The organism is Mixta sp. Marseille-Q2659 (assembly GCF_940807255.1).
Taxonomy (GTDB): domain Bacteria; phylum Pseudomonadota; class Gammaproteobacteria; order Enterobacterales; family Enterobacteriaceae; genus Mixta.
In genome coordinates this window covers 295,918-322,589 of the sequence record NZ_CALNWY010000001.1, presented here as the reverse complement: position 1 = coordinate 322,589, position 26,672 = coordinate 295,918, and the positions used below count along the sequence as shown (strand labels likewise).

Below are 26,672 nucleotides of genomic sequence, written 5' to 3'. Positions count from 1 at the left end.
ACTTTTTCTAAACTTGCACAAAATAACGATAAAAAGCGAGTGTTAACGCAAATTAGCGTCCGTTGACAGGCCGAACGCGTCGGGTGAGTTAAACTTAGATAGGGCAACAGAGAGCGATGCCGCTCCGGCGTCGTCACCGCAGCGTTGCCATTGAAGGAGAATGAACAGTGAAAAAGTTATTAATGGTTTTTATCGCCCTGCTACCGCTTAGCGGCATGGCCAATATGTTGAACAACAACAGCAATCCTAACCAGCCAGGCTACAATCCCAGCCAGCAGCGCCTGCAAAATCAAATGCAGACGCGACAGCAGCAGCAACAGAACAAGCTGCGTCAGGATCAGCAGCAACAAACGCAGCAGATGCAGCGCCGGATGCAGGAGCAGCGCAACAGCACGCAGCAGCGCGTTCAGCAGTCTCAGCCCGGCAGCAATACGCCGCCGCCGGTTTATCAAAACAATACGCAGTAACGCGCTGTCATAAGCCGGATTGTAGTGACCAGAACCGCTGGTTATCAGAAATTCTGCGTCACACCCGGCTTTTCGCTTCGTTAGTGGAACCTAATACATTACTCACGTTTAAAAATGCCTTCAGGGAAAAGCCGCGTATTTCACGGTTCTGTTCACCTGACAGTGATAATATTCACGGATTATTTTCAGCATCAGGGACTGATAATGAAGAAGATAAACCGCACACCCACGCCCCACGATGCCACCTTCCGACAATTTCTTACTCAGCCGGAAATCGCCCGTGATTTTATGGAGCTGCACCTCCCGCCAGAATTACGCGCTATTTGCGATCTCACTACGTTGAAGCTGGAATCAGGCTCTTTTGTGGAAGATGACCTGCGGCAGTACTTCAGCGATGTGCTTTACAGCCTGAAAACTACCACCGGTGACGGTTACGTTCATGTTTTGATAGAACATCAGTCCACGCCAGACAAACATATGGCGTTTCGCCTGATTCGTTATGCGGTAGCCGCCATGCAACGCCACCTGGAAGCAGGACATAAAAAGCTGCCGTTGGTGATACCGGTGCTGTTCTATACGGGCAGACGCAGCCCTTATCCCTATTCCACACGGTGGCTGGATGAGTTTGATAACCCGGAGTTGGCAGGTAAACTCTACAGCAATGCGCTCCCGCTGGTTGATGTGACGGTGATACCCGATGACGAGATTATGGGCCATCGCCGTATGGCGGCGCTGACGCTATTGCAGAAGCATATTCACCAGCGCGACATCGCCACTTTGACGGATCGACTGGCTACGCTGCTGATGGCGGATTATCTTTCTTCACCACAGATAGTGGCGCTGATACACTATCTGATACAGGCGGGGGAGTCCGCTGACTCCGAAGCCTTTGTACGCGAACTGGCACAGCGTGTGCCGCAACACGGAGACGCCCTCATGACCATCGCACAACAGCTTGAACAAAAAGGAATTGAGAAGGGCATCCAGCTCGGCAGACAGGAAGGTCGCAATGAAGGCAGGCTGGAAGCTAAACTGGAAGTTGCCCGTACCATGCTGGAGAACGGCATCGATCGCAATACTGTGATGAAAATGACCGGCCTGACTGAAGATGAGCTGGCGCAGATCCGTCACTGATCTTTTTTTACCGGCAAGCTCAAACAATCCCTGCGCCTGATGGCATAAACCAACATTCATAGTGTCCATTGCCAACAGATGCAGCGCCGGATGCAAGAACAGCGCAGCAGCGCGTTCAGCAGTCACAGCCCGGCAGCAATACGCCGCCGCCGGTTTATCAAAACAATACGCAGTAAGCCTTAAAAATCAGGCCCGATAATATCGATGCGATCGGTACAGATCGCATCCACGCCCCACTCTAGCAGCGTGCGAGCGCGCGCTGGCTGATTCACGGTATAAACCAGAATTTTTAGCCCGGCCCGTTTGATCTCCGCGGTGCGTTCCGCATCCAGCAGGCGATGGTTCAGATGAATCGACACGCAGTCCAGCGCGTTGGTCAGCGCCTGCCAGTCATCCTGCCACTCATCCAGCAGCAGCCCGCGCGGCAGTTCGGGCGCCGCCTGCATTGCCGCTTCCAGCGCGATAAAAGAGAAGGATGAAAGCAGCGGCGGCGACTGGTCCTGCCAGAGTTCACGCGCCGCCAGCGCTATCGCCTTCCCGGTCGGCGCTTCCTGTCCGGTTGTGGGCTTAATTTCAATATTCGCCATCAGGTTATGCTGACGACAGCGCGCCGCTACCGCCTGCAACAACGGCAGCCGCTCATTTTCAAACGCCCTGCCGAACCAGCCGCCAGCATCCAGCTGCGCCAGCTTTTCCCACGGCAGCTCGCCCGCAATGCCCCAGCCGTTGCTGGTGCGGTCAAGCGTGTCATCGTGCAGCAGGAAAATCTGCTCATCCTGCGACAGCTTGGCGTCGAACTCGATCATGGTATGCCCGTAGCGCGCGCCGGTATCGATCGCCGCCAGGGTGTTTTCCGGCGCCAGCTTGCCGCCGCCGCGATGGGCCACAATATGTGGATAGGGCCAGGCTTTATTCATTCCAGACGGGCTCCGTGTTTAGCTGAGAAAAAGTGCAGCGCCTCGGCGGGCAGATGCAGCCACAGCGTGCTGCCCGGCACGGGACGCTCAAGATGCGGCAAGCGTACCACAACCCGCTGGTCACCCCACTTGCCGTGCGCCAGATTATCCGCGCCGAGGATCTCCAGCGTTTCGATAATCAATGGAATACCGCCGTTTTCCCGGCTGCCGAGGCGAATATGTTCCGGGCGAATGCCCAGCGTCGCTGCCTGATTCGCCCATTGATGTTTTGACTCAACCAGCGGCAGCGCCAGATTATCGCCCAGCGCAAAGGCATTACCGTCGCGACTGAAATGGCCCTCCAGCAAGTTCATCGCCGGCGCGCCGATAAAGCTGGCGACGAAGCGTGTTGCCGGACGTTCGTACACCTCAACCGGCGTGCCGACCTGCTCGACAATACCTTTATTCATTACCATCACGCGCTGCGCCAGCGTCATCGCCTCAACCTGATCGTGCGTGACGTACAGGCTGGTGGTGCGTAACCGGCGATGCAACAGCTGTAGCTCCAACCGCATCTGTACGCGCAGGCGCGCATCAAGGTTGGATAACGGCTCATCAAACAGAAATACCGCCGGTTCGCGTACGATAGCGCGTCCCATCGCCACCCGCTGACGCTGGCCGCCCGATAGCTCGCGCGGACGTCTTTTCAGCAGCGCATCCAGTTCCAGGCTGCGCGCCGCCTCCAGCACGCGCTGGCGGATTAACGTTTTGCCCATGCCGCGGATTTTCAGGCCGTACGCCATGTTCTCTTCCACCGTCATATGTGGATAAAGTGCGTAGTTTTGAAAGACCATTGCAATGCCGCGATCTTTCGGCTCCAGCTCCGTGACGCGCCGCGTATCAATATAAATATCGCCGCTGGTGACGCGTTCCAGCCCGGCAACCATGCGCAGCAGCGTCGATTTGCCGCAGCCGGACGGCCCGACCATCACCATAAACTCACCGTCGCCGATCACCACGTCGAGTGGCTGAATAATCTGCTGTTTGCCGTCGTAGGATTTGGTGACGGCCTGAAGGGTTACTGCTGCCATAATTTATTTCTCGCTCTCAACCAAACCACGAACAAAGGCCCGTTGCATCACCATCACCACCACGACCGGCGGAATCAGCGTCAGCAGCATTGCCGCCATCACCAGGTTCCATTGCGTGGTGCCTTCGCCGGATGAAATCATGCTGCGGATGCCCGCCACCGCCGTGCCCATACGGGTTTCGCTGGTGATCAGAATCGGCCAGAGATACTGGTTCCAGCCGTAGATAAAGGTGATGACGAACAGCGCCGCCAGATTAGTACGCGACAGCGGCAACACAATGTCGCGGAAGAAGCGCATCGGCCCGGCGCCGTCGATGCGCGCCGCCTCCAGCAGCTCATCCGGCAGCGACATAAAGAACTGACGAAACAGAAAGGTCGCGGTGGCGGACGCCATCAGCGGCAGCGTCAGGCCGCTATAGCTGTCGAGTAGCTGGAGATTAGCCACTACTTCAACCGTCGGGAAAATGCGTACCTCGACCGGCAACATCAGGGTGATAAAAATCATCCAGAACACCAGATTGCGTAGCGGAAAGCGAAACCAGACCAGCGCGAAGGCGGAGAGCATCGAAACGGTAATTTTGCCGACGGTGATGCCCAGCGCCATCAGCGTACTGTTAAGTAGCAGCACGCTCATCGGCGCGCTGTTGCTGCTTACGCCGTGCAGCCAGATTTCACGCAGGTTGTGCCATAACTGGGTGCCAGGGATCAGCGTCATCGGCACCTGAAAAATTTGCTGGTTATCCAGCGTGGCGGCGACAAAAGCGACCCAAAGCGGAAACAGAATGGTCAGGATGCCCAGTATCAGCATAACGTGGCTGAAAATATCCAGCCCGCGACGGTTTTCAATCATTGGTAACGCACCTTACGCTCGACGTAGCGGAACTGAATAATCGTTAAGACGATGACTAAAAACATCAGCACCACCGACTGCGCCGCCGATGAGGAGAGATCCAGTCCGGCAAAGCCTTCGCGGTAGATTTTATAAATCAAGGTGGTAGTCGCCTGTACCGGCCCGCCCTGAGTGGCGGCGTCAATCACCGGAAAGGTGTCGAAAAAGGCGTAAACCAGGTTAACCACCAGCAGGAAGAAACTAACCGGTGCTATCAGCGGCAGCGAGAGATGGAAGAAACGGCGCACCGGTCCGGCGCCGTCGATAGCGGCCGCTTCGACCAGCGAGCGCGGGATCGACTGTAGCGCGGCGAAGAAAAACAGGAAGTTATAGCTTATCTGTTGCCATACCGAGGCCAGCACGACCAGGAACATCGCCTGTCCGCTGCTTTGCGCGTGGTTCCAGCTGTAGCCGATGCTTTGCAGGAAATGGGCGATCAGGCCGATGCCGGGATTAAATAAAAACATCCACAGCACGGCGGCAATGGCAGGCGCGACCGCATAAGGCAGCAACAACAGCGTTTGATAGAAGCGTTTCAGGCGCAGCACATAATCGATCAGCGCGGCAAACAGCAGCGAGATAACCAGCCCGCAGCCGGTGACCAGCGCGCTGAAGATCAGCGTGGTCCAGAAGGACTGAAGATAGTAATCATCATCCAGCAGGCGGCTAAAATTTTCCAGCCCGACAAAGGTGCTGGAAAAGCCAAAGGGATCGACGCTCTGGACGGAGTACCAGAGCGCTTCTCCGGCGGGCCAGATAAAGAAGATCAGCGTAATAAGCAGCTGCGGAAAAACCAGTACCCAGGGCAGCCAGCGCGACTGGAAAACGGGACGAGAACTCGACATGCGGTGATTCCATAACAGATCGATAAACCGGTGCGGCGCAGGAGACCGGGCTGCCAACGCAGCCCGGTTTTGCGTTATTTCACCTGCTGTTCAAAGCGACGCAGCAGTACGTTGCCGCGTTGCACGGCGGAGTCAAGCGCGGCCTGCGGCGTTTTGCTGCCGTTCCAGACGCTTTCCAGTTCTTCATCAACGATGGTGCGGATTTGCGGCATGTTGCCGAGGCGCAGGCCTTTGGTGTAAGGCAGCGGCGGTTTGTTCAGCATCTGGCGCGTGGCGATGTCGGCGCCTGGGTTTTGGTCATAGAAACCCTGCTGGCGCGTCAGCTCGTAAGCCGCTTTGGTAATCGGCAGATAGCCGGTTTTTTGATGCCATTCGGCAGCGATTTCCGGCTGGGTCAGGAATTGCAGGAATTCCGCCACGCCTTTATAGGTCGGGTTGTCTTTGCCCTGCATGACCCACAGGCTGGCGCCGCCGATAATGGCGTTCTGCGGCGCGTTCGATACGGTTTCGTCATACGGCATCATGCCGACGCCGTAGTTAAATTTAGCGTGTTGACGAATGTCCGCCAGCGATCCCGATGAAGCGGTGGTGATGGCGCAGTCGCCGTTATAGAACTTCTCGGTGGATTCATCTTTACGGCCAAAGTAGGTGAAGTCCCCTTTCTTGTTCATCTCTTCCAGCATGGCGATGTGGCGTACCTGTTCTGGCTTGTTGAAAATCAGTTCGGCGCTGGTGCCGCCAAAGCCGTTGTTTTCGGTGGCAACCGGCAGGCCGTGCCAGGCGCTGAAGTTTTCAATCTGGATCCAGCCCTGCCAGCCGCTGGCGTAGCCGCATTTCATGCCCGCTTTGCGCAGCGCTTCGGTATCTTTTGCCAGCTGTTGCCAGGTTTTTGGCGGCTGTTCAGGATCGAGTCCGGCTTTTTTGAAGGCGTCTTTGTTGTAATAGAGAACCGGCGTGGAGCTGTTAAACGGCTGGGACAGCAGGTGGCCGCTTTTCGCATCGGTGTAGTAGCCGGAGACGGTCGGCACAAACTGTGATTCATCGAATTTGATGCCAGCGTCGGTAAAGACCTGATAGACCGGTTTAATCGCTTTTGAGGCCATCATGGTGGCGGTGCCGACTTCGTATACCTGCAGGATCGCGGGCGCTTTGCCGGTACGCACGGCGGCGATGCCTGCCGCCAGGCTTTGCTCGTAGTTGCCTTTATAAACCGGGACGATTTTGTAATCGGGGTGGGCCTGGTTAAAACGTTGTGCCAAAGAGTCAACTTCTTTGCCTAATTCACCTTCCATGGAGTGCCAGAACGGGATTTCCGTCGCGGCCAGGGCGTTGCCGCTCAGTGCCAGCCCCAGCGCCATGCTGAGAGCGGTATGACGAAACGAGAATGAGGACATAGCATTTTCCTGTCACATTGTAGGTATGCGCGAAATCACGCTTTTTTTGTTCGCGAAGTAACATGACACGGGAAAATGACGGAGAGATAACCGTTAAATGACGGAAAGATGACGGCGAGGTTGCAATGGTTTTTGGAGTGAGGAGCGCAGGTGGATTCCTGGCAACAGCCTCAACGAGGACGGCTGCTGTGAGGTGTCGTCTGTATGGGCGATGTCTGCGAGAAAGGCCCCGGCCTTCCGTAAAGACGCAACTGCCGTCATCCATGACGGGCACGGCCCGCGCCTCCCATGGCGCGGGACGCTTTACTCTTGGCCGGGGCCTGTCTCGCTTCAGGCTTTGGGTGTCTGTAGACGCTTACCCAAGGCTCTGGTGTTATCAGTTGACGATTGCCCTGGGCTTTGAGTGCCGTCTGCTTTCTTCCCGATGGCTAGGCGCCGAGGTAGGCGCTGCGTACCGCTTCGTTGGCCAGTAGCGCGTCGCCGCTGTCCTCCAGCACGACGTGGCCGTTTTCCAGCACGTAGCCGCGATCGGCCAGCTTCAGCGCCTGGTTGGCGTTTTGCTCGACCAGGAAGATGGTCATGCCTTCCTGACGCAGCTGTTCGATGGTGTCGAAGATCTGCTGGATGATTATCGGCGCCAGTCCCAGAGAAGGTTCGTCCAACAGCAGCAGGCGCGGCTGGCTCATCAGTGCGCGGCCAATCGCCAGCATCTGCTGCTCACCGCCCGACATGGTGCCCGCACGTTGAATGCGGCGCTCATGGAGGCGCGGGAACAGATCGTATACCCGCTCAATACGCTGTTGATATTGCTGGCGGCTGGCGAAGAAGCCGCCCATCGCCAGGTTCTCCTCCACCGTCATGCGTGAGAAAACCCGCCGCCCTTCCGGCACGATGGCAATCGCCTCGCGCATAATGCGCGCCGTTTGCCAGTCGGTAATGGTTTTGCCATCGAAAGTAATGACGCCTTCAGTTGCACGCGGATCGCCGCACAGCGTGCCGAGCAGCGTGGTTTTTCCCGCGCCGTTGGCACCAATCAGCGTGACGATTTCGCCCTGATTGATATGCAGGCTAACCTGATGCAGCGCCTGAATCTTGCCGTAGTGCGCGCTGACCTTGCTAAGCGTTAACATCGGATTCGCCATTTTATGCCTCACCTAAATATGCACGGATCACGTCCGGGTTGTTACGTATCTCTTCCGGCGTGCCGTTTGCCAGCGGCGTTCCCTGGTTAACGACGTAAATACGATCGGAAATCCCCATTACCAGCTTCATATCATGCTCAATCAGCAGTACCGATACTTTATGTTCGCCGCGCAGTTCGGCAATTAATTCATCCAGCTCATGCGTCTCTTTCGGGTTAAGGCCCGCTGCCGGTTCATCCAGCATCAGAATTTCCGGGCGCGTCACCATGCAGCGCGCAATCTCCAGCCGACGCTGCTGACCGTAGGCGAGGTTGCCCGCCTGCCGGTTCGCCATCTCCAGCAGCCCAACGCGTCGCAGCCAGTTCGCAGCCTGATCCAGCGCGTCGCTTTCGCTGCGGCGGAAAGCAGGCGTTTTCAGCAGACCGGAAAAAACGCCGCTTTTCAGATGCTGATGCTGGGCGACCAGCAGGTTTTCAATCACTGTCATTTCGCGGAACAGGCGCACATGCTGAAAGGTACGTACAATACCCATACGCGCAATTTGCTGGCCCGGTAGCCCCGCCAGCTGGCGGTCGCGCAGCTTAATCGATCCGCCGGTCGGCTTGTAAAAACCAGTCAGGCAGTTAAAGACCGTGGTTTTCCCGGCGCCGTTCGGGCCGATTAACGATACGATTTCCTGCGGACGCAGCTCCAGCGCCACGTTATTCACCGCCAGCAGGCCGCCGAAACGCATCATCAGGCCTTCAACCGTTAACAAAGGCTGACTCATACCTGCTCTCCCTGTTCATCACGCTTCAGCTTCAGATGCGGACGCTGCATCGGCAATAATCCCTGCGGACGCCAAATCATCATCAGCACCATCAGCGCGCCCAGCACTAACATGCTGTACTCATTTAAATCGCGCATCAGCTCGCGCGAAACCACCAGCAAAATCGCCGCCAGAATCACCGCAAACTGCGAACCCATGCCGCCCAGTACCACAATCGCCAGCACAAAGGCGGATTCGGCGAAGGTAAAGGATTCCGGGCTGATAAAGCCCTGACGCGCGGCGAACAGGCTGCCAGCGAAACCGGCGAAGGCAGCGCTGATGGTAAAGGCGGTCAGCTTGATGCGCGTTGGGCTCAGGCCCAGCGAGCGGCAGGCGATCTCATCTTCACGCAGCGCTTCCCAGGCGCGGCCCAGCGGCATACGCAGCAGGCGGTTGATAACAAACAGCGTTAATACCACCAGCAGCAGCGCAACCAGATAGAGAAAAATGATGCGGTCGCTGGGATCGTATTTCAGGTTAAAGAAGTGATGGAACGTATCCCAGCCGCCGTCGCGCGGGCTGCGGTTAAACTCCAGACCGAAAAAGGTCGGTTTCGGGATCTGGCTGATGCCGTTTGGGCCGCCGGTAATGGCGGTGTTGTTGAGCAGCAGAATACGTACGATTTCCCCGAAGCCGAGCGTCACAATCGCCAGGTAATCCCCACGCAGACGCAGTACCGGAAAGCCCAGCAGCAGGCCAAACAGCGCCGAAACCAGACCGGCTAACGGCAAACATTGCCAGAATCCCAGGCCATAGTAGTGATTCAGCAGCGCAAAGGTGTAAGCGCCGATGGCGTAGAAACCGCCGTAGCCCAGCACCAGCAGGCCGGAAAGCCCTACCACCACGTTCAGACCCAAACCGAGCATCACGTAAATCAGCGTCAGGGTGGCAATATCCACCGTGCCGCGTGAGACGATAAACGGCCAAATTACCGCTGCCACGATCAGCGCCAGTACCAGCAGCTTCTGCTTTGGCGTGCTGCCGTCAAAGCTCGGCAGCACGAAGCCGCCGTGACCGCTACGCTTCAGGCTGCGCCCTAATAATGGGCGCAGCAGCTGAAAGATAAAGACCACCGCGCAACCCGCGGCAATCCAGTTCCAGCGCACGCTGCCGGCGTTATTGACTACTAACCGCGTACCGTCGAGATTAAGGCGCATCCCCATAAAAAAGGCGGCGAGAATTAACAGCATCAATGCCGAAATGATGGCATTAACAAAATGAACGGGCTTCATACTTTTTCTACCTCCGGCCGGCCGAGGATACCCGTAGGCATAACCAGCAGCACCACAATCAGCAGTGCAAAAGAGACCACATCTTTATATTCGGTACTGAGATAAGCGGAGGTCAGCGCTTCGGCAATGCCCAACACCAGACCGCCCAGCATTGCGCCGGGGATGCTGCCGATGCCGCCCAATACCGCCGCGGTAAAGGCTTTCATGCCCGCCATAAAACCAATGTAAGGATTGATCACGCCGTAGAACTGCCCCAACAGCACGCCCGCGACCGCCGCCATCGCAGCGCCAATAACAAAGGTCAGGGAAATCACCCGATCGGTGTTAATCCCCAACAGGCTGGCCATTTTTAAATCTTCGGCGCAGGCGCGGCAGGCGCGGCCCATGCGCGAATAACGGATAAACAGCGTTAACGCCAGCATCGCGAGGAAGGTTACCAGCCAGATCACCACCTGCATGGTGCTGATGGTAGCGGCAAAACCGTTGCTTTCGCCCAGCGTAAGCTGGCCGCTGACCAGGCCCGGCAGCGCGAGATCGCGCGAGCCCTGCGTCAGGCTGACGTAGTTTTGCAGGAAAATGGACATGCCGATGGCGGAAATCAGTGCAATCAGGCGTTTAGAAGAGCGTACCGGCTTATAGGCGACGCGCTCGATGCTCCAGCCGTAGGCGCTGGCAATGACAATGGCGGCAAGGAAACCGGCGCCGATTAACACCCAGCTAACGTCGATGCCGACCATCATCAGCGCGGCGATAACGATAAAAGAGACATAGCTGCCGATCATATACACTTCGCCATGTGCGAAGTTGATCATGCCGATAATGCCGTAAACCATGGTGTAACCGATGGCAATCAGCGCGTAAGTGCTGCCTAAGGTCACGCCGTTAAGCAACTGCTGAATAAAATAGAGAAACTGCTCGGACATAAGATAAACCCCAACAAAGCTGCGCGGGCACCGCCAACAGCAAAAAAACGTCCGTCTTCACGTAGTGCAGGATAGAACAGGGGTCAGGCGTACCTGACCCCAAACGATCCGTATTCTAAAATCGTGGTTTATTTCACTGCGGTTGACGTGCCGTCGGCGTGCCATTTGAATACGCCGAACTCAAACCCTTTCAGATCGCCTTTCTGATCCCAGCTTAGGTCGCCCATAACGGTAGGAACCGGCTGGCCTTCTTTCAGGTTTTTGGCAATATCTGCAGGCTCTTCGCTTTTGCTGCGCTCCATGCCAGCCACCAGCGACTGTAAGGCAGCATAGGTTGTCCAGACGAACGGCCCGGTGGCGTCCAGTTTTTTCGCTTTGATGGCATCGACAATCGGCTGGTTAGCTGGCACCTGATCATAGCGCTTCGGCAGAGTGACCAGCATGCCTTCGGAAGCTGCGCCCGCAATGTTAGAGAGGGACGCGTTGCCCACGCCTTCCGGCCCCATAAACTGCGTTTTCAAACCGGCCGCGCGCGCCTGGCGCACAATCTGTCCCATCTCCGGGTAGTAACCACCAAAGTAAACGAAATCGATATTCTCTTTCTTCAGACGCGCCACCAGCGTGGAGAAATCTTTATCACCGGCAGTGATGCCTTCAAACATCGCAATAGGCGCGTTGGCTTTTTTCAGGCTCTCCTGCACTGAGCGCGCCAGACCTTCGCCGTACTGCTGTTTGTCATGCACGATGGCAATACGCTGCGGCTTGATGGTATCGAGAATATATTTGGCAGCGGTCGGGCCCTGATCGGAGTCGAGGCCGGTGGTGCGCATAATCAGTTGATAACCGCGGGAAGTCAGATCGGCAGCGGTAGCCGCTGGCGTAATCATCAGTACGCCTTCGTCTTCATAAATATCAGAAGCGGGCTGCGTGGAGGAGGAGCAGAGGTGACCGATAACATAGCGAATACCTTCGTTGATGACTTTGTTAGCTACTGCCACCGCCTGTTTAGGATCGCAGGCGTCATCATATTTCACCGCCACCAGCTTATTGCCGTTAACGCCGCCTTTAGCGTTAATGTCGGCAATCGCCTGCGTAGCGCCGGTAAACTGCATATCACCATACTGCGCTACCGGGCCGGACATGGCACCGACAATCGCAACCTTAATATCTTCCGCCAGCGCGGCATGGCTCATTGCCAAAGCCACACACCCTGCCAGCATTAAGCGACCTTTACTGATATTCATCCGAACTTCCCCATCTGTTGTGTCTGTTGTGATTTGCGTTGTGATTATTTTCGGCGGCTTATTGAACAAAACTTGTTTAATGTGAACGAGTTAGGAATAAATACGCGCCAATTTTATTAATAAGGCTTTATTTTTCAGTCTATTAAACAGGAATTTTATGCTGTAAATCAACTGAGATAATCAAAATCTACCCTTTACCACAGGACAATCATCTGGCAGTTACGGTGGGAATTTAGCCGCTTTGCCAGCGTGTTATGCTGGCTGCATGGCATGTAATAAGTGTTTACTCGGATTATCACGACGGCAAAAAACAGATTGCTTTGTTTTCGTACAGAAAATGTTACACGTTCCTTTCTGCACATTTTCGCTACAATATGCCTTTTATCAGCGCGCAGGTAATTTCATGAAACTGACCATTATCCGACTGCAAAAGCTAAGCGATCAGGACCGTATCGATCTCGGCAAAATCTGGCCGGACGTTAACCTTGACGAACTGGAAGCCACGCTGAGTGAAAATCACCGGCTTTATGCCGCGCGCTTTAATGAGCGTTTACTGGCGGCGGTTAAGCTGAATATCCGTGGCACGCAGGGAGAACTTACCCGGCTGGAAGTCAGAGAAGTGACGCGCCGACGCGGCGTCGGACGCTATTTAGTGGAAGAAGTTATCGCGCAAAATTCATCGATTTCGCACTGGTGGATTGCCGACGACGGCAAGGGTGAACAGCAGGTGATTGCCGCTTTTATGCAGAGCTGTGGTTTCCGCACTCAGGCGGACGGCTGGATTTATAACAAAGAGTGAAAGGTAAGTTCTGTATAGCAGGCAACAAAAAGGGCGGCCTGTTGAGCCGCCCTTGATTGCCATCAAGCCTTAGGCTTCGATAGCCATACGCAATTTCTTCATGGCGTTTTTTTCCAGCTGACGCACACGCTCGGCAGAGACGCCATATTTATCGGCCAGCTCCTGCAGCGTGGTTTTGTTGTCGTCGTCCAGCCAGCGCGCGCGAATAATATGCTGGCTGCGTTCATCCAGCCCCTGCAACGCATCACTCAGTTTGTCGGCCGCGTGGTTTTCCCAGTTGTCCTCTTCAATGCCGTCGGCAAAATCAGAGGTTTTATCCTGCAGATACAGCACCGGCGCCATGCTCTTACCTTCGCCTGATTCATCTTCTGATGTCAGGTCAAAGGTCATATCCTGCGCGGCCATACGGGATTCCATTTCACGCACGTCTTTGCTGCTCACGCCCAGCTCACGCGCCACCATTTCGACTTCATCCTGATTAAACCAGCCCAGACGCTGCTTGGTTTTACGCAGGTTAAAGAACAGCTTGCGCTGTGCTTTCGTGGTCGCGACTTTCACGATGCGCCAGTTACGCAGCACATATTCGTGAATCTCAGCTTTGATCCAGTGAACGGCAAACGAAACCAGACGAACCCCGACTTCAGGATTAAAGCGACGTACCGCCTTCATCAGGCCGATATTACCTTCCTGAATCAGATCCGCCTGCGGCAGGCCATAGCCCGCGTAGTTACGAGCGATATGAACAACAAAGCGGAGGTGAGACAGGATCAGCGTTTTAGCTGCATCCAGATCGCCCTGGTAATGCAGCCGTTCAGCCAGCGCTTTTTCCTCTTCTGCCGTCAGCATCGGCCAGGTATTGGCAGCCCGAATATAGGACTCCAGGTTACCAAGAGGAGCAATAGCTAAAGTGTGCATTTCTTTGGTCATTCAAACCCTCACATAATTAATTATTATTGCCGCACGATTTCCTTTTGCGCGATTCACCAGGGTACAGGAACCGGCAACGAAACCCCAAAGCAATCTGTGCTACTTCTATTAGAGACCGAAGTTATCCACAAGTTCAATTTACATCGTGAATATTTTATACACAAGATACGGACGATAAGATTGTGACAAGCAGGAGAGAAATCCGGGAGGATTTCCTCTGCGGCACAAGTGTCATGCAGCAGAGGAAGATTATACCAAAAATTCGTTACTGTGGCGTAAAACGACGTAAATGTTGTACTGTGGCCAACCAGGCGGCAATCCAGCCAATCATTGCCGACAGCAGCAGCAATAGCAGGCTTTCATCCCACGACAGCCCGCTCAGGCGGAAAGTGGTGCCGAATACCGCCGCTACCTGCGCCACTACCGACTCCAGCCGAAACACCAGAATTTCAGATAAAACCAGTGACAGCACCGCGCCGCCGAAGCCCAATAATGCGCCGCCGTAGAGGAAAGGACGCAGAATAAAGCCGTCGGTTGCGCCAATCAGTTTTTGAACGTTAATGGTATCGCGACGGGCAAAAATGCTGAGGCGCACGCTGTTGCCAATCACCAGGAACACCGCAACCACCATCAGAAAGCCGATCATGGTCGCCACCTGTCCCACCAGCCCGGTCAGCGCCGCCAGACGCGCAAACCAGCTGTCGTCCATGCGCACATCTTCTACGCCATCAACATGCTGTACGCGGTCGCGCAGCGTTTGCAGGGTTTTCTCGTTCTGGAAATTCAGCTCTGGCGTAATGATTACCACCGCTGGCAGCGGATTCTGCTCCAGCATATCCAGCGCGCCGCCGAAACCTGACCAGTTACGGAACTCGCCCAACGCCTCTTCCCGCGACAGGTAGTTAACTTTCGCCACGCCTGGTTCTTTTTTCAGCGTTGCTACTACATTTTCGGCGGCGTTATCGTCCAGCGTTTTTGACAGATAAAGCGTCAGCTGCGGCGCCGGATACCATTGTTCCGCCGCCTGGCTGACGTTTTTCCACACCATATAGCAGACGCTGGGCAGCGTCAGCGAGATGGCGATCACCATCACTGTCAGCAAAGTTGCCAGCGGCTGACGCCACATATCCGACAGCGTGCCGCGCCAGGCGTAGCGCCACTGTTCCTGCCAGCCGCCCTTCAGCGCTTTGCTTTTTGACGGCTGTTTGGTTTTCGGCGCCGGTACGCGCTTGTTGCGTTTATTAGCCACGATCGCCTCCGTGCAGTCTTCCGTTGCTGAGCCTCATAACCCGATAATTGCGACGGGCGATAAGTCCCATATCATGCGTGGCCATCAGCACCGTTACGCCAACGCGGTTGAACTCTTCAAACAGACGCAGAATATCTTCCGACAGCGCATCATCCAGGTTGCCGGTCGGTTCATCCGCCAGTAATACGGCGGGTTTATTCACCACCGCGCGGGCGATGCCGACACGCTGCTGTTCACCGCCCGAAAGCTGAATAGGAAAACTTTTCGCTTTGTCGAGGAGGCCGACTTTATCCAGCGCCGCCGACACGCGACGGCGAATATCTTCGCCGCTGGCACCAGCGATAATCAGCGGGATCGCCACGTTGTCATAAACGGTGCGATCCATCAGCAGATGGTGATCCTGAAAGATCATGCCAATCTGACGGCGCAAAAAAGGCACCTCGCTGTGTTTCAGGCGGCTAATATCGTGGCCGCTGAACCAGATATGGCCTGCGCTGGGACGTTCAATACCGCAAATCAGCTTCAACAGGGTGCTTTTCCCTGCGCCGGAATGACCGGTCAGAAACGCCATTTCGCCCGGATGCAGATGGAAATCTACTCCTTGCAGCGCTTGCCGACCGCCGAGATAAGCCTTACTGACCTCTTCAAAGCGAATCATCCTGGTTAATCCTCTCGGGCAAACAGTGCCTCAATAAAATCTTCGGCCTTAAATGGCCGCAAATCATCGATGCCTTCTCCGACACCGATAAAGCGAATCGGGATGCCAAACTGGTCTGCGACCGAGAAGATCACGCCGCCCTTCGCGGTACCGTCCAGTTTAGTCAGGGTAATCCCGGTCAGACCGACCGCCTCATGGAACAGTTTGGTCTGGCTAACCGCATTCTGGCCGGTGCTGGCGTCAATCGTCAGCATCACCTCGTGCGGCGCATTTTCATCCAGTTTCTTCATCACGCGGGTAATTTTTTTCAGCTCTTCCATCAGGTGCGCTTTATTTTGCAAGCGACCCGCGGTATCGGCGATAAGCACATCCACACCGCGCGCTTTGGCTGCCTGAATCGCATCGAAAATCACCGACGCGGAATCGGCGCCGGTATGCTGCGCCACCACCGGAATATGGTTGCGTTCGCCCCACACCTGAAGCTGCTCAACCGCCGCCGCGCGGAACGTATCGCCCGCTGCCAGCATGACGGATTTGCCTTCCGCCTGGTACTGACGCGCCAGCTTGCCGATGGTCGTGGTTTTACCCACGCCGTTGACGCCGACCATCAGAATAACAAACGGCATTTTGCCGCTCATATCCAGTGGCGCTTCAACCTTGTGCAGGATCTCCGCCATTTCGGTTTTCAGCAGGCCGTACAGCGCTTCGGCATCGCGCAACTGTTTACGGTTCGCCTGCTGCGTCAGGCTGTTGATAATGCGCTGGGTGGTTTCAACGCCAACGTCGGCGATTAACAACTGCTCTTCCAGCTCTTCAAACAGCTCGTCATCAATTTTTTTGCCGCGGAACAGGCTGATAAAACCGGAACCGAGGTTTTGCCGGGTTTTGACCAGGCTGCGCTTCAGGCGGGCAAAAAAGCCTTCTTTAGTCGGGCGCTCTTGCTCTACCGGGGCAACAACTGCAGCCTCTTCTTCCGGCGCATCCGCCAGCGCCAGCGCTGCCAGTTCTTCATCAGACAGCGGCGCGTCGTCCAGCTCTTCCGCCGCAGGAGAAAGCGCTACGGCCGCAGCGACTTCTGTAGCTACAACCGCATCTTTCTCATCGGCTGGCGCGTTTTCTTCGGACAGGATCTCTGCAGAAGATGGCATAACCGGAGCCTCGGCCTGCTCTTCATACAGCGCTGTCGCGTCAGCCGGTTTAACCTCTTCCGGCAGGATCTCTTCTTCAACTGGCGCAGCATCAGCCGGCTTCACCTCTTCCGGCAGAATCTCTTCTTCAACTGGCGCAACGTCAGCCGGTTTCACCTCTTCCGGCAGAATCTCTTCTTCAACTGGCGCAGCGTCAGCCGGTTTCACCTCTTCCGGCAGAATTTCTTCTTCAACTGGCGCAGCATCAGCCGGTTTCACTTCTTCCGGCAGAATTTCTTCTTCAACCGGCGCGGCGTCGGCTTTGCTCGCTTCCGGCTGAGCCTCGGCGGCGTTGTGTTCTTCCCGCGCAACGGCTTCCGTTGTCGCAACGATCTCGTCGGCAAGCTGTTCTGCCGCAGCAGGCGCGTTGTTTTCCGCCTGATCCGCTACCGTTTCTTGTTGTTCTTCTGGCTGCGCAGGCGTTTCTTCACGACCAAAACCCAGCCAGGAAAAAAAGCCACGCTTTTTCTCTTTTGCCATTGTGTGACCACACTCCTCGATGGCTTTCATCCGGTCGTCTGTCGCGCCGGGCTGAAAAAATAACCTGATAAAGAATTCATTAGTCTAACACTTTCCAGCCAGCGCAACACCAGCACCCTTTTTAACGTTTCCACAACCGCTTTCGCCCGTTAAACTACGCAACAAATTATGACGAGTTGTGAGCATCATGAATAAAAAACCCCGCAATGCCGCTGGTCAAATCCGCATAATCGGCGGCCAATGGCGCGGACGAAAACTGCCGGTTCCCAACAGCGCCGGATTGCGTCCGACTACCGATCGGGTACGTGAAACGCTGTTTAACTGGCTGGCACCCGATATTCAGCAGGCACGCTGTCTGGACTGCTTTGCCGGCAGCGGCGCGCTGGGGCTGGAAGCGCTGTCGCGCTATGCGGGATCGGCCACCTTGCTGGAGCTGGAAAAGCCGGTCGCTCAGCAGTTGACACAAAATCTGCAAACGCTCAAAGCCAGCAATGCGCAGGTGGTTCAGACCAACGCGCTTAGCTGGCTGGCACAGCCGGGCAGTGAGCCTTATCAGATTGTGTTTATCGATCCGCCGTTCCGTAAAGGTCTGCTGGAGCAAACGCTTCAGCTTCTGGAAAGTAATCACTGGCTGGCCGACGAAGCGCTGATTTATGTCGAAAGCGAAGTCGAGAACGGCACGCCGCCGGTGCCGGCAAACTGGCATCTGCATCGGGAAAAAGTGGCGGGGCAGGTTGCCTACCGCTTATATCGCCGTGAAAGCGAATTAAAGGAGCAGGAAGATGTGGCTTAATTTAGGTCGTCTGTTAATGCTGTTTGTCTGGGCTTTTTTACTGCTGAATATCGTGCAGCCGTTTCCCAAACCGCTGACATATTTTGTTAACGTTGCCCTGATTTTTATGGTGCTGATGCATGGCCTGCAACTGGTGCTGCTGAAAGCCACGCAGCCGAAAGATGCCGCGAAACTCAGCCGTTTTACCCAGGTTAAGATTTTCTTTTTCGGCGTGTTCGAACTGCTGGCCTGGCAGAAGAAGCATTATCCGAAGCAGTAGTCCTACTGCGCTGGCGTAAACGAGATAAAGCGCGAGCCCTGCATTTTCAGCTCGCCTTTTGCGCCTTTATCCATCTGATGATACGCATCGGCTTTGACCGTCAGCTTAAAATCGCTGGCACCGTTGAGCGGATGAAACCAAGCCTCGTAGCGCATCTCCTCTCCGGCAATCACTTCACGCTGACGCGAACGACGATTAGGCGCCGGAAACTCCCTTTTGCTCTTAATTTCCACCTGCAGCGATCGAACCGGCGCCGCATCGTTCGCGGCATTTTCACGGCGCTGCTTAATAAACTGACGCGAGGCCAAAACGACAATAATCGCCAGCACGATCAAAAAAATTAACGGTGGCTTGCTCATCTCTTGACTCCTTTCATGGCGGCGGGGCGCAGCAAGGATACAACCAGAGCTTCCTGATTGTCACATCGCGCGCGGCTAACCTAAACTCAGCTCAGGATGTTGCACACAAAACGGCGGTGCTGCACTGCCCCTTACCAGAAAAGGACAACGTAATGATTTGGTCGTTTCTTGCGGTACTTTTTTCCGGCTGGCTGTATGTTGATGCTTCCTATCGCGGCCCGCAATGGCAGCGCTGGCTGTTTAAGCCTGTCACGCTGCTGCTGTTGCTGGCCTGGGCCTGGCAGGCACCTACGCTCAATCCTGGAGACTATTTGATTCTGCTCGGCCTGCTGGCAACCATGGCGGGCGACGTGCTAACGCTGCTGCCGCGTCAGCGCATGATGTACGCGCTCGGTGCTTTTTTCCTCGCGCATCTGCTCTACACCATTAATTTTGCCAGCCATATGACGATGAGCTTTTTCTGGCCGATTCCGCTGACGCTGTTAATCATTGGCGCAGTCTGGGTCGCCGTCATCTGGTCGCGGCTGGAAGATCTGCGTTGGCCGGTCTTTACCTTTATCGGCATGACGCTGGTGATGAACTGGCTGGCCGCCGAACTCTATTATTTCCGCCCCAGTGACTACAGTTTTTCGCTGGTCGTGGGCGCTTCGCTGTTAACGCTGGCTAATCTGGTCTGGTTTATCAGCCATTACCGCAAGCGCTTTAAGGCAGATAACGCCATTGTCGCCGCCTGCTATTTTGCCGGTCACTTTATGATTGCGCGTTCGCTCTGGCTGTTTTGATCTGATATCGCTTGACTCTGGAGTCAACTCCAGAGTTTAGGATACTGGCATCCGCTGCTTATTCCAGGAGATGCCATGAACAACGCTTCTTCGCGTGGCCCCAACCATCCCAGGGGCCCGCTCCGCCTGACCGTTCCGCCCAAAAAACCGCTTCAGGTAGAACATATTTCCGCTCTTGCGCCCGCGTCAGCGCCGGGAAAAACAGCGCCGACCTGTCAAAGCAGCTGCTGCGACGCCGCACCGGCGAAGGCAGAAAACCGGCTCGCAGAGGCAAGCTGGCGCTGGACTATTGAAGGTATGGATTGCCCCAACTGCGCACGCAAAATAGAAAAAGCGGTCAGCGCCCTGCCGGGCGTACGCGAGGCGCGCGTGCTGTTTGCCACGCAAACGCTGCTGCTTAACGGCGATGAGAATATCCAGCCGCAGGTTGAACAGGCAGTAAAACAGGCGGGTTTTCAGCTGCGAGCTAAAGCGGCGCCCACGGAGAAATCAACCGGCTTTTGGCAGGAAAATGGTCTGCTGATCGCGCTGAGCCTGCTGATGCTGGCGAACTGGCTGCTGCAATACCGCTGGCCTGTAATCGGAAAAGATGCGTTTATTCTCACCACACTGGTCGGACTCTGGCCGGTCAGCCGGAAAGCCTGGCGGCAGGCGCGCAGCGGCAGCCCGTTCGCGATTGAAACCTTAATGACCATTGCCGCCGTTGGCGCACTGTTTATCGGCGCCAGCGCGGAAGCGGCGATGGTGCTGCTGCTGTTCCTGCTTGGCGAGCGTCTGGAAGGGATCGCCGCCAGCCGTGCCCGTCGCGGTGTTACCGCGTTAATGGCGTTAAAGCCGGATAAAGCGGTGCGCGTGCGTGGCGACCAGCGAGAAGAGGTGGCGGCTGACAGGCTGCTTCCCGGCGATATGATTGAAGTTGCCGCCGGTGAACGGCTGCCCGCCGATGCGCGGCTACTGTCGCCGTTTGCCAGCTTTGACGAAAGCGCGTTAACCGGTGAATCCATGCCCGCTGAACATCGCCAAAATGATGCCGTCGCCGCAGGCTGTATCAGCATCGATCGGCTGGTCAGGCTGGAGGTGATATCCAAACCGGGTGAAAGCGCTATTGACCGTATTCTGCAGCTGATTGAGCAGGCTGAAGCGCACCGGGCGCCGCTGGAGCGCTTTATCGATCGTTTCAGTCGTGTCTATACGCCGCTGGTTATCGGTCTGGCATCGCTTGTCGCGCTGCTGCCGCCATTGCTGCTGGGCGCCGACTGGCAGACCTGGATTTATAAAGGGCTGACCTTATTGCTGATCGGCTGTCCGTGCGCATTAGTGATCTCAACGCCGGCGGCGATCACCTCCGGCCTGGCCGCTGCCGCCCGACAGGGCGCGCTGATTAAAGGCGGCGCGGCACTGGAAAAGCTAGGCGCGATTCGCCTGCTGGCCTTTGATAAAACCGGCACGCTGACCATCGGCAAACCGGAGCTGACCGACATCATTGCGCTAAACGGCCTTGAGCAAACGGCTCTGTTACGCCACGCGGCAGCGGTGGAGCTGGGCGCGACGCATCCGCTGGCACAGACGATTGTACAGCAGGCTCGCCAGCTGAATCAGCCGCTGCCGCAGGCGCAGGACCAACGGACACTGCCGGGACGCGGCATCGAAGCGCACATTGACGGTCAGCGCTGGCTGCTCGCCGCGCCAGGCCAGCGCGTCGCTGAAAATCTGACGGCGCAAATTGCGATGCTGGAAGATGCGGGCAAGACGGTGATTGTGGCCTGGAAGGATGACACGCCGGTCGGCCTGCTGGCTCTGCGCGATAGCGTGCGTAGCGATGCGCGCCAGGCGCTGGCTGACCTGCATCAGCTTGGTATAAAAACCCTGATGCTCACCGGCGACAATCCGCGCGCTGCCGCCGCCATTGCCGCTGAAATCGGTCTTGATTATCGGGCCAGTCTGTTGCCTGCCGATAAAGTCGCAGCGATCCAGCAGCTTAGCGCGGATCAGCCGGCAGCCATGGTGGGTGATGGTATTAACGATGCGCCCGCGATGAAAGCGGCCACCCTGGGCATTGCGATGGGCAGCGGCAGCGATGTGGCGCTGGAAACCGCCGATGCCGCGCTGACGCATAACCGCTTAACCGGTCTGGCGACAATGGTTCGGCTGGCACGCGCAACGCAGTCTGTTCTGCGGCAAAATATTGCCATCGCGCTGGGATTGAAGGTGTTGCTGATGGTGACGACGCTGTTTGGACTGACCGGCCTGTGGCTGGCGGTGCTTGCCGACAGCGGCGCCACCGCGCTGGTCACCGCCAACGCACTGCGTTTGCTGCGTCGGCGTTAAAGGCGAGCATTAACTTGACGAGAGGCCCTTGCGCAACAGATAGCGATAGGGCTTTTCATCAACGGATTGCGCCACCAGCGTATGCTCCATAAAACGGCAAAAACCAGGAATGTCACGTGTCGTCGCCGGATCGTCGGCGATGATTAACAGCGTTTCCCCGTCCTGCATATGACGCACCGCTTTGCGAACCATCATCACCGGTTCCGGGCAGCGCAGCCCTAACGCATCGAGGGTTTGGTCGGGATTAGCGAATAGATCACTCATTATCGTCTCGTCACTGAATTCTGTTGCGCCCTATTCTACGCCCGGCGGCCTGTTGCGCAAGCCGCCGAAAGCAGGTTAACGTTTGCGTGAAAACTAACCATTGCAAAGCCGAAACAACGTGCTATGGCTACCGCATTTCCCCTTTTTACTGCTCCATTTACGGTCTATATTTTTGAGCCGAAGCGACAAGCGAGAGAGGGTAAATTAACTCACTCTTATCAGTAAGATCTGCGGTTGATGATTTCTTTTGTCAACGCATCGTAAAGCTGATCCTGAAGGGCGTTTAATTCGTTATTTTCTTTTATTAGCATCTGCTGGTTATTATGCAGTACCAGGTCATTAAATGACCCTGCTCCACCAAATACACCTTTTATTTCACTTAAAGAAGTATCGTAATCTACATCTAACTGCCTACTGTAAAATTCAAATCTTTTTGCCCATGCCTGTTCATTGTTCTCTGACAACAGCAACGTTATTTGTGCCAGCAGATGCTGTATAGTTGTTTTCATTTCAATTCACCAAAATCTAATATTTTTACTCCTGGGATATTCCACGGCGCTGGAATTAATACCTGTTCAGAGCCGCCTGGGTAGAGGTCTGTTTGATACCCAACCTCTCCAACATATACCTTCGTATTCGCTGGGATTTTTACCTCAAAGTATCTGTCAATGACCGACTTGCTTCCATCAGGCCATTCAGGTCGTACGGCTTTATCAATACGTGTCTGGATTATACCCTGAGGTTTTTCGTAGCTAAAAAAACGCCCAAGCTCAATGCCATTTTGTCCGCCTCGATAAAAAACGGTATCTTCAGACAAAATGATTTCCTTATAAACGCCACCAGAAAATGTTTCAGCAAATCGTTCACTTATTGGGCCGGGATTTATCAGTGAATATTCGCCCTCTACTTTTCCCAATACATGAAGCTTTTCTGGCCCGGAAAGCTTCATTGCTGTACCTGAACGACCCATCATCAGGCCGGCGGCTATAGATGCGCCAGCAATGATTAGCCCTTTGTTATCCATGACCTGAGCGTAACCGGCGGGCGCATCGCCACCAAGCTGCTCCGCGGTTTTTCTGAACCCCTCAATATTGCCGTTATAAATTCCGCCAGCGGCCAGCAGACGGCCGGCAGCTTTGCTGTTGATGGTCTTTTCGCTGCCTGCACATGCTGTAGCGGTTCACCTGAAGGTCTGAATTTTTCCGTTGGAGCAGGCTTTTTTCCATTCTGGTTATTAATGGCGAGCTGGTAAGCCCGTTGGAATTCACTGATAACCCAACAGAAAGGATCTGCGCATTCAAAAACAAGCTCGCCGTCGATATTGATGTGAAAAGGGTTTACAGCGTTATCCCAGGGTTCATTGCTGTCCAGACCAATAATCCAGCCTTCCAGCAGGTTCATTTCCAGAGCGTCATAAACCGGGTCGTACAGAGAGCGATCGGCGCGTTTGTAAGGTTTATCTTTCCGGGTACTCAGTCGCCTGGGCACTTCGCTAAACGGCGGTAAGAGGGCATTCCTGTAATCCAGGTCGTAACAGTACGTCGCTTTTTCCAGAGCGGTTTCTGGCGTCAGTATGTGCTGGAACTCTTCGGGCGTCACTTCCCGTTCCAGCTCCCACAGCGTGTAGAGTCTGAGCATCAAACATCCTGTTTGGTTTAGTCCATGTGATGTGAAGGGATTCTCCTGCCGATGTGGTTAAAAATCAAGCAGCCAGATACAGTAAACTTGATTTTCACAGCAGGTAAAACATCGACTGAAGGGCGAAAGGTTATCTGATATTAAAGGATCTTCTTGAGATCCTTTTTTTTCGCGCGTAATCTCTCGCCCCGTCAATGAAAAAACGCCTGAGAAGGCGTTTGCCACGAGGTTAAGTCAGCCAGAGAGCTGCTTAACCAGGAACCTGCCTTGTTGGAACACGGATACCAAATACCGTTCTTTCAGCATGTTCTTAAGTCAGACTGCAACCTAAAAAACGCTCTTCTTTAAATCCATCTGGTTCAATTGCCAGTTGCTGCCGTTGATAGCGTTTTTTCTGCCGCCCAGGTTGAATGTTAAGGCGGCAGGTGTCTGGTAAGTGGCAAAGCTGGAAGATGTGACGCCGCATGGCGTGCCGCAGCCGCGTTACTCCTTCCTTTTGTCGGTAAGACGCTGATTAAACAATGGGTTCCCTCACCCCAACGTAAAAAGGTAAATTATGATCTCCTTTACACCGCGCCAGCGGCAGCATGCGCTTGTCTGGCTTTCTCTGTTTCATATTTTAGTGATCACCTCCAGTAACTATCTGGTACAGCTGCCGATTTCTATTTTTGGCTTCCATACCACCTGGGGCGCTTTCAGCTTTCCCTTTATCTTTCTCGCCACCGACCTGACCGTGCGTATTTTTGGCGCGCCGCTGGCTCGCCGCATTATTCTGGCGGTGATGGTGCCTGCGCTATTTATCTCCTATGTGATCTCCTCGCTGTTTTATAACGGCAGCTGGCAAGGCCTGGCGGCGCTGCATGAGGTAAACCTGTTTGTCGCCCGTATCGCCTGTGCCAGCTTTATGGCCTATGCGCTGGGACAGGTGCTGGATGTACATGTCTTTAATCGTCTGCGCCAGCTGCCGCAGTGGTGGATCGCGCCCGCCTGCGCCATGTTTTTAGGCAACATCAGCGATACCATCTCCTTTTTCTTTATCGCCTTTTACAAAAGCCCGGACGCTTTTATGGCGCAGCACTGGGTGGAAATCGCGCTGGTGGATTACAGCTTTAAAGTCTTAATCTGCATGGTGTTCTTCCTGCCTGCCTACGGCGTGTTGCTCAATGCCGCACTCAAGCGTCTGGCTGAACGCTCGCAGCGGGCACAGTTCAATTTCGGCTAACCGGCAATAGCAACCTGGCGTCAGCGCGTCTAAGATCGTGACTTACGATTGGTTGCTTTTAGGCGCTGATTCAGTTTGTATTAAGCTTTGTATTGCCAGACAAATAAAGAGAAGGGAACCTGATGCGTCAACTTACGAAATTTCTTGGAATAGGTTTACTGGTAGTAGGTCTGGCCGCCTGCGATCAGCAGTCAGATAAAGCCGCTGCGGACGATAACGGCGCCAGCGCCAGCACATCCACGCAGACGGTATCGTTAATGGATGGCAAGCTCAGCTTTAACCTGCCTGCCGGTATGTCAGATAAAAGCGGCAAGCTGGGTACGCAGGCAAACAATATGCACGTTTACGCTGACGAAAGCGGCCAGCGCGCTATTATCGTTATCGAAGGCGATGCAACCAATGAAGGGCTGGACGTGATGACCCAGCGCCTGGAACAGCAGCAGCGCAACCGCGATCCGCAGCTGCAGGTGGTGACTAATAAGGCCATTACGCTGAAGGGAACGCCTGCACAGCAGCTGGATACGGTGATATCAGCCAATAACCAGACCGCCTGGTCTTCCGTTGTGCTGGCAAAAGCGGAAGGCAAACTGGTTACGCTACAAATTACGCTGCCAGCCGATAATCAGCAGCAGGCGCAAACGCAGGCTGAAAATGTGATTAATACCATTACGCTGAAATAATGACGTCTCGTCAGCGTAAAAAGTAAAAAAGCGCCGCCCTTATCTGGCGGCGCTTTTTCAGCTATTTCAGCTTAAATGCCTGCCGTTTCGCGAATATATTTGCGCGCTTTAACCGCATATTCAAACGGGTTCGCCAGCGCCGGATCCTGCTCCGCTTCCACCACCATCCAACCGCGATAGCCCGCGTCATCGAGCAGTTTAAACACCGGTTTAAAATCGATAACCCCATCGCCCGGAACGGTAAAGGTGCCGCGCTTCACGCCCTCCAGGAAAGAGAGCTTCTGGCTGCGCACCTCGGCCACTTTCTCATCACGCACATCCTTCAGATGCACATGATTGATACGCGGCAGATGTTTTTCCAGCACCGCCAGCATCGCCTGCTCGCTGTTTTCTGAATAATAGAGGTGGCCGGTATCGTACAGCAGATAAACATCGTCGTTAGTCAGGGCCAGAAAACGGTCGATTTCGGCAGGCGTTTGAATGCCGGTGCCCATATGATGATGCAGACAAACCTGCATGCCCTTTTCCGCCGCGATTTTCGCCAGTTCGTTATAGCCTTCGGCGGTTAAGCGCCACTCCTCATCGGTAAAGATCGGTTTTTGATCGAATACCGCAAGCGTAGTGCCCTGAATACTTTTGCTCTGCTCAGAGCAACCGATCACCTTCGCGCCCATCGCATGCAGAAAATTCATATGATTAACGAATTCATCGATGGTTTTCGCCTTTTCGCCGTTGGCAAAAAACGTGCTGAACCAGGCGTTACAAATCTGGATACCGCGAATTTCCAGCATCGGCTTCAAGACCGCCGGATCGCGCGGATATTTGCTGCCGACCTCGCTGCCGCTAAAGCCAGCCAGCGCCATTTCACTTACCGTTTGTTGAAAGGTGTTTTCTTTCCCCAGCTCCGGCATATCGTCGTTAGTCCAGCCAATCGGCGCGATCGCCAGCTTCACGTAATCTTTATTCATGATGAATTCTCTGTT

Annotated in this window: 27 protein-coding genes and 1 pseudogene; 9 read left to right on the top strand and 19 right to left on the bottom strand. The window is 55.0% G+C overall.

Features of this window, described 5'->3' with window-relative positions; all coding sequences use genetic code 11:
* Positions 1-167: 167 nt before the first annotated feature.
* Positions 168-467, top strand: a complete 300-nt coding sequence (locus tag P3C52_RS01515; protein WP_275553463.1) for a DUF2756 domain-containing protein — start codon at positions 168-170, stop codon at positions 465-467.
* A 204-nt stretch (positions 468-671) separates the two neighbouring features.
* A complete protein-coding gene (locus P3C52_RS01510; RefSeq protein ID WP_275553462.1) occupies positions 672-1,601 on the top strand; it encodes an Rpn family recombination-promoting nuclease/putative transposase in 930 nt (309 codons plus the stop codon).
* A gap of 179 nt (positions 1,602-1,780) precedes the next feature.
* Here P3C52_RS01510 and ugpQ read toward each other — a convergent pair whose 3' ends face one another.
* The 10 genes from ugpQ to P3C52_RS01460 all read right to left on the bottom strand — a co-directional run bounded on the left by ugpQ (position 1,781) and on the right by P3C52_RS01460 (position 12,064).
* A complete protein-coding gene (gene ugpQ / locus P3C52_RS01505; RefSeq protein ID WP_275553461.1) occupies positions 1,781-2,518 on the bottom strand; it encodes a glycerophosphodiester phosphodiesterase in 738 nt (245 codons plus the stop codon).
* A complete protein-coding gene (locus P3C52_RS01500; RefSeq protein WP_275553460.1) occupies positions 2,515-3,588 on the bottom strand; it encodes a sn-glycerol-3-phosphate import ATP-binding protein UgpC in 1,074 nt (357 codons plus the stop codon). The genes ugpQ and P3C52_RS01500 overlap by 4 nt, the downstream gene beginning before the upstream one ends.
* 3 nt (positions 3,589-3,591) lie before the next feature.
* A complete protein-coding gene (gene ugpE, locus P3C52_RS01495) occupies positions 3,592-4,437 on the bottom strand; it encodes a sn-glycerol-3-phosphate ABC transporter permease UgpE (protein WP_275553459.1) in 846 nt (281 codons plus the stop codon).
* Positions 4,434-5,321 (bottom strand): sn-glycerol-3-phosphate ABC transporter permease UgpA, encoded by an 888-nt coding sequence (gene ugpA, locus P3C52_RS01490; RefSeq protein ID WP_275553458.1) that lies wholly within the window; start codon positions 5,319-5,321, stop codon positions 4,434-4,436. The genes ugpE and ugpA overlap by 4 nt, the downstream gene beginning before the upstream one ends.
* A gap of 74 nt (positions 5,322-5,395) precedes the next feature.
* Positions 5,396-6,715, bottom strand: a complete 1,320-nt coding sequence (gene ugpB, locus P3C52_RS01485) for a sn-glycerol-3-phosphate ABC transporter substrate-binding protein UgpB (protein WP_275553457.1) — start codon at positions 6,713-6,715, stop codon at positions 5,396-5,398.
* A gap of 428 nt (positions 6,716-7,143) precedes the next feature.
* On the bottom strand, positions 7,144-7,857 hold the full coding sequence (gene livF / locus P3C52_RS01480) for a high-affinity branched-chain amino acid ABC transporter ATP-binding protein LivF (protein ID WP_275553456.1): 714 nt from the start codon (positions 7,855-7,857) through the stop codon (positions 7,144-7,146).
* Between the two features lies 1 nt (position 7,858).
* A complete protein-coding gene (livG, locus tag P3C52_RS01475; RefSeq protein ID WP_275553455.1) occupies positions 7,859-8,626 on the bottom strand; it encodes a high-affinity branched-chain amino acid ABC transporter ATP-binding protein LivG in 768 nt (255 codons plus the stop codon).
* Positions 8,623-9,897, bottom strand: a complete 1,275-nt coding sequence (locus tag P3C52_RS01470; protein ID WP_275553454.1) for a high-affinity branched-chain amino acid ABC transporter permease LivM — start codon at positions 9,895-9,897, stop codon at positions 8,623-8,625. The genes livG and P3C52_RS01470 overlap by 4 nt, the downstream gene beginning before the upstream one ends.
* A complete protein-coding gene (livH, locus tag P3C52_RS01465) occupies positions 9,894-10,820 on the bottom strand; it encodes a high-affinity branched-chain amino acid ABC transporter permease LivH (protein WP_275553453.1) in 927 nt (308 codons plus the stop codon). Before livH ends, P3C52_RS01470 begins: the two co-directional genes overlap by 4 nt.
* Positions 10,821-10,948: 128 nt before the next feature.
* Positions 10,949-12,064, bottom strand: a complete 1,116-nt coding sequence (locus P3C52_RS01460; protein WP_275553452.1) for a branched-chain amino acid ABC transporter substrate-binding protein — start codon at positions 12,062-12,064, stop codon at positions 10,949-10,951.
* 403 nt (positions 12,065-12,467) lie between these two features.
* On the opposite strand from P3C52_RS01460, the gene panM reads away from it, so the two are divergent.
* On the top strand, positions 12,468-12,863 hold the full coding sequence (gene panM / locus P3C52_RS01455; protein ID WP_275553451.1) for an aspartate 1-decarboxylase autocleavage activator PanM: 396 nt from the start codon (positions 12,468-12,470) through the stop codon (positions 12,861-12,863).
* Positions 12,864-12,932: 69 nt separating this feature from the next.
* Here panM and rpoH read toward each other — a convergent pair whose 3' ends face one another.
* The 4 genes from rpoH to ftsY all read right to left on the bottom strand — a co-directional run bounded on the left by rpoH (position 12,933) and on the right by ftsY (position 17,364).
* Positions 12,933-13,790, bottom strand: coding sequence for an RNA polymerase sigma factor RpoH (gene rpoH, locus P3C52_RS01450; protein ID WP_249893003.1), 858 nt, complete (start codon positions 13,788-13,790; stop codon positions 12,933-12,935).
* Between the two features lie 265 nt (positions 13,791-14,055).
* Entirely contained in the window at positions 14,056-15,039 is a 984-nt protein-coding gene (gene ftsX / locus P3C52_RS01445; protein ID WP_275553450.1) for a permease-like cell division protein FtsX, read from the bottom strand.
* Positions 15,032-15,697, bottom strand: coding sequence for a cell division ATP-binding protein FtsE (gene ftsE / locus P3C52_RS01440; protein WP_275553449.1), 666 nt, complete (start codon positions 15,695-15,697; stop codon positions 15,032-15,034). The genes ftsX and ftsE overlap by 8 nt, the downstream gene beginning before the upstream one ends.
* Positions 15,698-15,702: 5 nt before the next feature.
* The gene (gene ftsY, locus P3C52_RS01435) at positions 15,703-17,364 is read right to left on the bottom strand and encodes a signal recognition particle-docking protein FtsY (RefSeq protein ID WP_275553448.1); all 1,662 of its coding nucleotides are present in this window, start codon (positions 17,362-17,364) and stop codon (positions 15,703-15,705) included.
* Positions 17,365-17,551: 187 nt separating this feature from the next.
* Between ftsY and rsmD the strand changes: the two genes are divergently transcribed.
* On the top strand, positions 17,552-18,157 hold the full coding sequence (gene rsmD / locus P3C52_RS01430) for a 16S rRNA (guanine(966)-N(2))-methyltransferase (protein WP_275553447.1): 606 nt from the start codon (positions 17,552-17,554) through the stop codon (positions 18,155-18,157).
* Positions 18,147-18,416 (top strand): DUF1145 family protein, encoded by a 270-nt coding sequence (locus P3C52_RS01425; protein ID WP_275553446.1) that lies wholly within the window; start codon positions 18,147-18,149, stop codon positions 18,414-18,416. Before rsmD ends, P3C52_RS01425 begins: the two co-directional genes overlap by 11 nt.
* A gap of 2 nt (positions 18,417-18,418) precedes the next feature.
* Here P3C52_RS01425 and P3C52_RS01420 read toward each other — a convergent pair whose 3' ends face one another.
* Entirely contained in the window at positions 18,419-18,775 is a 357-nt protein-coding gene (locus P3C52_RS01420; RefSeq protein WP_275553445.1) for a DUF2500 domain-containing protein, read from the bottom strand.
* 152 nt (positions 18,776-18,927) lie between these two features.
* Between P3C52_RS01420 and P3C52_RS01415 the strand changes: the two genes are divergently transcribed.
* Together P3C52_RS01415 and P3C52_RS01410 are read left to right on the top strand one after the other, a co-directional pair.
* Positions 18,928-19,557 carry a lysoplasmalogenase gene (locus P3C52_RS01415; protein WP_275553444.1) on the top strand — a complete coding sequence of 210 codons (630 nt, stop codon included), beginning with the start codon at positions 18,928-18,930 and terminating at the stop codon, positions 19,555-19,557.
* A gap of 75 nt (positions 19,558-19,632) precedes the next feature.
* Positions 19,633-21,885 (top strand): zinc/cadmium/mercury/lead-transporting ATPase, encoded by a 2,253-nt coding sequence (locus tag P3C52_RS01410; protein WP_275553443.1) that lies wholly within the window; start codon positions 19,633-19,635, stop codon positions 21,883-21,885.
* A 9-nt stretch (positions 21,886-21,894) separates the two neighbouring features.
* Here P3C52_RS01410 and tusA read toward each other — a convergent pair whose 3' ends face one another.
* From tusA to P3C52_RS01395, 3 genes and pseudogenes are all read right to left on the bottom strand, one after another.
* Entirely contained in the window at positions 21,895-22,149 is a 255-nt protein-coding gene (gene tusA, locus P3C52_RS01405; RefSeq protein WP_275553442.1) for a sulfurtransferase TusA, read from the bottom strand.
* 218 nt (positions 22,150-22,367) lie between these two features.
* Complete coding sequence (locus tag P3C52_RS01400) at positions 22,368-22,658, bottom strand: hypothetical protein (protein WP_275553441.1); 291 nt, start codon at positions 22,656-22,658, stop codon at positions 22,368-22,370.
* Positions 22,655-23,787 (bottom strand): annotated as a pseudogene (locus P3C52_RS01395) (hypothetical protein). The gene P3C52_RS01400 and the pseudogene P3C52_RS01395 overlap by 4 nt, the downstream one beginning before the upstream one ends.
* Before the next feature lie 556 nt (positions 23,788-24,343).
* On the opposite strand from P3C52_RS01395, the gene P3C52_RS01390 reads away from it, so the two are divergent.
* The gene (locus P3C52_RS01390; RefSeq protein WP_275553440.1) at positions 24,344-25,009 is read left to right on the top strand and encodes a 7-cyano-7-deazaguanine/7-aminomethyl-7-deazaguanine transporter; all 666 of its coding nucleotides are present in this window, start codon (positions 24,344-24,346) and stop codon (positions 25,007-25,009) included.
* A gap of 122 nt (positions 25,010-25,131) precedes the next feature.
* Positions 25,132-25,689, top strand: a complete 558-nt coding sequence (locus P3C52_RS01385) for a DcrB family lipoprotein (protein ID WP_275553439.1) — start codon at positions 25,132-25,134, stop codon at positions 25,687-25,689.
* Positions 25,690-25,760: 71 nt separating this feature from the next.
* On the opposite strand, the gene iolE is transcribed toward P3C52_RS01385, so the two are convergent.
* Positions 25,761-26,657: a myo-inosose-2 dehydratase gene (gene iolE, locus P3C52_RS01380; protein WP_275553438.1), complete on the bottom strand. Its 897-nt coding sequence runs from the start codon at positions 26,655-26,657 to the stop codon at positions 25,761-25,763.
* Positions 26,658-26,672 lie beyond the last annotated feature (15 nt).

Coding starts and splice junctions, on each gene's coding strand:
- rpoH (WP_249893003.1), bottom strand. CDS start 13,790: ATGACCAAAGAAATGCACACTTTAGCTATTGCTCCTCTTGGTAACCTG.
- ftsE (WP_275553449.1), bottom strand. CDS start 15,697: ATGATTCGCTTTGAAGAGGTCAGTAAGGCTTATCTCGGCGGTCGGCAA.
- P3C52_RS01390 (WP_275553440.1), top strand. CDS start 24,344: ATGATCTCCTTTACACCGCGCCAGCGGCAGCATGCGCTTGTCTGGCTT.
- livH (WP_275553453.1), bottom strand. CDS start 10,820: ATGTCCGAGCAGTTTCTCTATTTTATTCAGCAGTTGCTTAACGGCGTG.
- panM (WP_275553451.1), top strand. CDS start 12,468: ATGAAACTGACCATTATCCGACTGCAAAAGCTAAGCGATCAGGACCGT.
- P3C52_RS01420 (WP_275553445.1), bottom strand. CDS start 18,775: ATGAGCAAGCCACCGTTAATTTTTTTGATCGTGCTGGCGATTATTGTC.
- P3C52_RS01425 (WP_275553446.1), top strand. CDS start 18,147: ATGTGGCTTAATTTAGGTCGTCTGTTAATGCTGTTTGTCTGGGCTTTT.
- livF (WP_275553456.1), bottom strand. CDS start 7,857: ATGGCGAATCCGATGTTAACGCTTAGCAAGGTCAGCGCGCACTACGGC.
- ugpB (WP_275553457.1), bottom strand. CDS start 6,715: ATGTCCTCATTCTCGTTTCGTCATACCGCTCTCAGCATGGCGCTGGGG.
- P3C52_RS01470 (WP_275553454.1), bottom strand. CDS start 9,897: ATGAAGCCCGTTCATTTTGTTAATGCCATCATTTCGGCATTGATGCTG.
- iolE (WP_275553438.1), bottom strand. CDS start 26,657: ATGAATAAAGATTACGTGAAGCTGGCGATCGCGCCGATTGGCTGGACT.
- P3C52_RS01410 (WP_275553443.1), top strand. CDS start 19,633: ATGAACAACGCTTCTTCGCGTGGCCCCAACCATCCCAGGGGCCCGCTC.
- ugpE (WP_275553459.1), bottom strand. CDS start 4,437: ATGATTGAAAACCGTCGCGGGCTGGATATTTTCAGCCACGTTATGCTG.
- ugpA (WP_275553458.1), bottom strand. CDS start 5,321: ATGTCGAGTTCTCGTCCCGTTTTCCAGTCGCGCTGGCTGCCCTGGGTA.
- ugpQ (WP_275553461.1), bottom strand. CDS start 2,518: ATGAATAAAGCCTGGCCCTATCCACATATTGTGGCCCATCGCGGCGGC.
- P3C52_RS01400 (WP_275553441.1), bottom strand. CDS start 22,658: ATGAAAACAACTATACAGCATCTGCTGGCACAAATAACGTTGCTGTTG.
- rsmD (WP_275553447.1), top strand. CDS start 17,552: ATGAATAAAAAACCCCGCAATGCCGCTGGTCAAATCCGCATAATCGGC.
- livG (WP_275553455.1), bottom strand. CDS start 8,626: ATGAGTCAGCCTTTGTTAACGGTTGAAGGCCTGATGATGCGTTTCGGC.
- P3C52_RS01460 (WP_275553452.1), bottom strand. CDS start 12,064: ATGAATATCAGTAAAGGTCGCTTAATGCTGGCAGGGTGTGTGGCTTTG.
- ftsY (WP_275553448.1), bottom strand. CDS start 17,364: ATGGCAAAAGAGAAAAAGCGTGGCTTTTTTTCCTGGCTGGGTTTTGGT.
- P3C52_RS01500 (WP_275553460.1), bottom strand. CDS start 3,588: ATGGCAGCAGTAACCCTTCAGGCCGTCACCAAATCCTACGACGGCAAA.
- P3C52_RS01385 (WP_275553439.1), top strand. CDS start 25,132: ATGCGTCAACTTACGAAATTTCTTGGAATAGGTTTACTGGTAGTAGGT.
- tusA (WP_275553442.1), bottom strand. CDS start 22,149: ATGAGTGATCTATTCGCTAATCCCGACCAAACCCTCGATGCGTTAGGG.
- P3C52_RS01510 (WP_275553462.1), top strand. CDS start 672: ATGAAGAAGATAAACCGCACACCCACGCCCCACGATGCCACCTTCCGA.
- P3C52_RS01415 (WP_275553444.1), top strand. CDS start 18,928: ATGATTTGGTCGTTTCTTGCGGTACTTTTTTCCGGCTGGCTGTATGTT.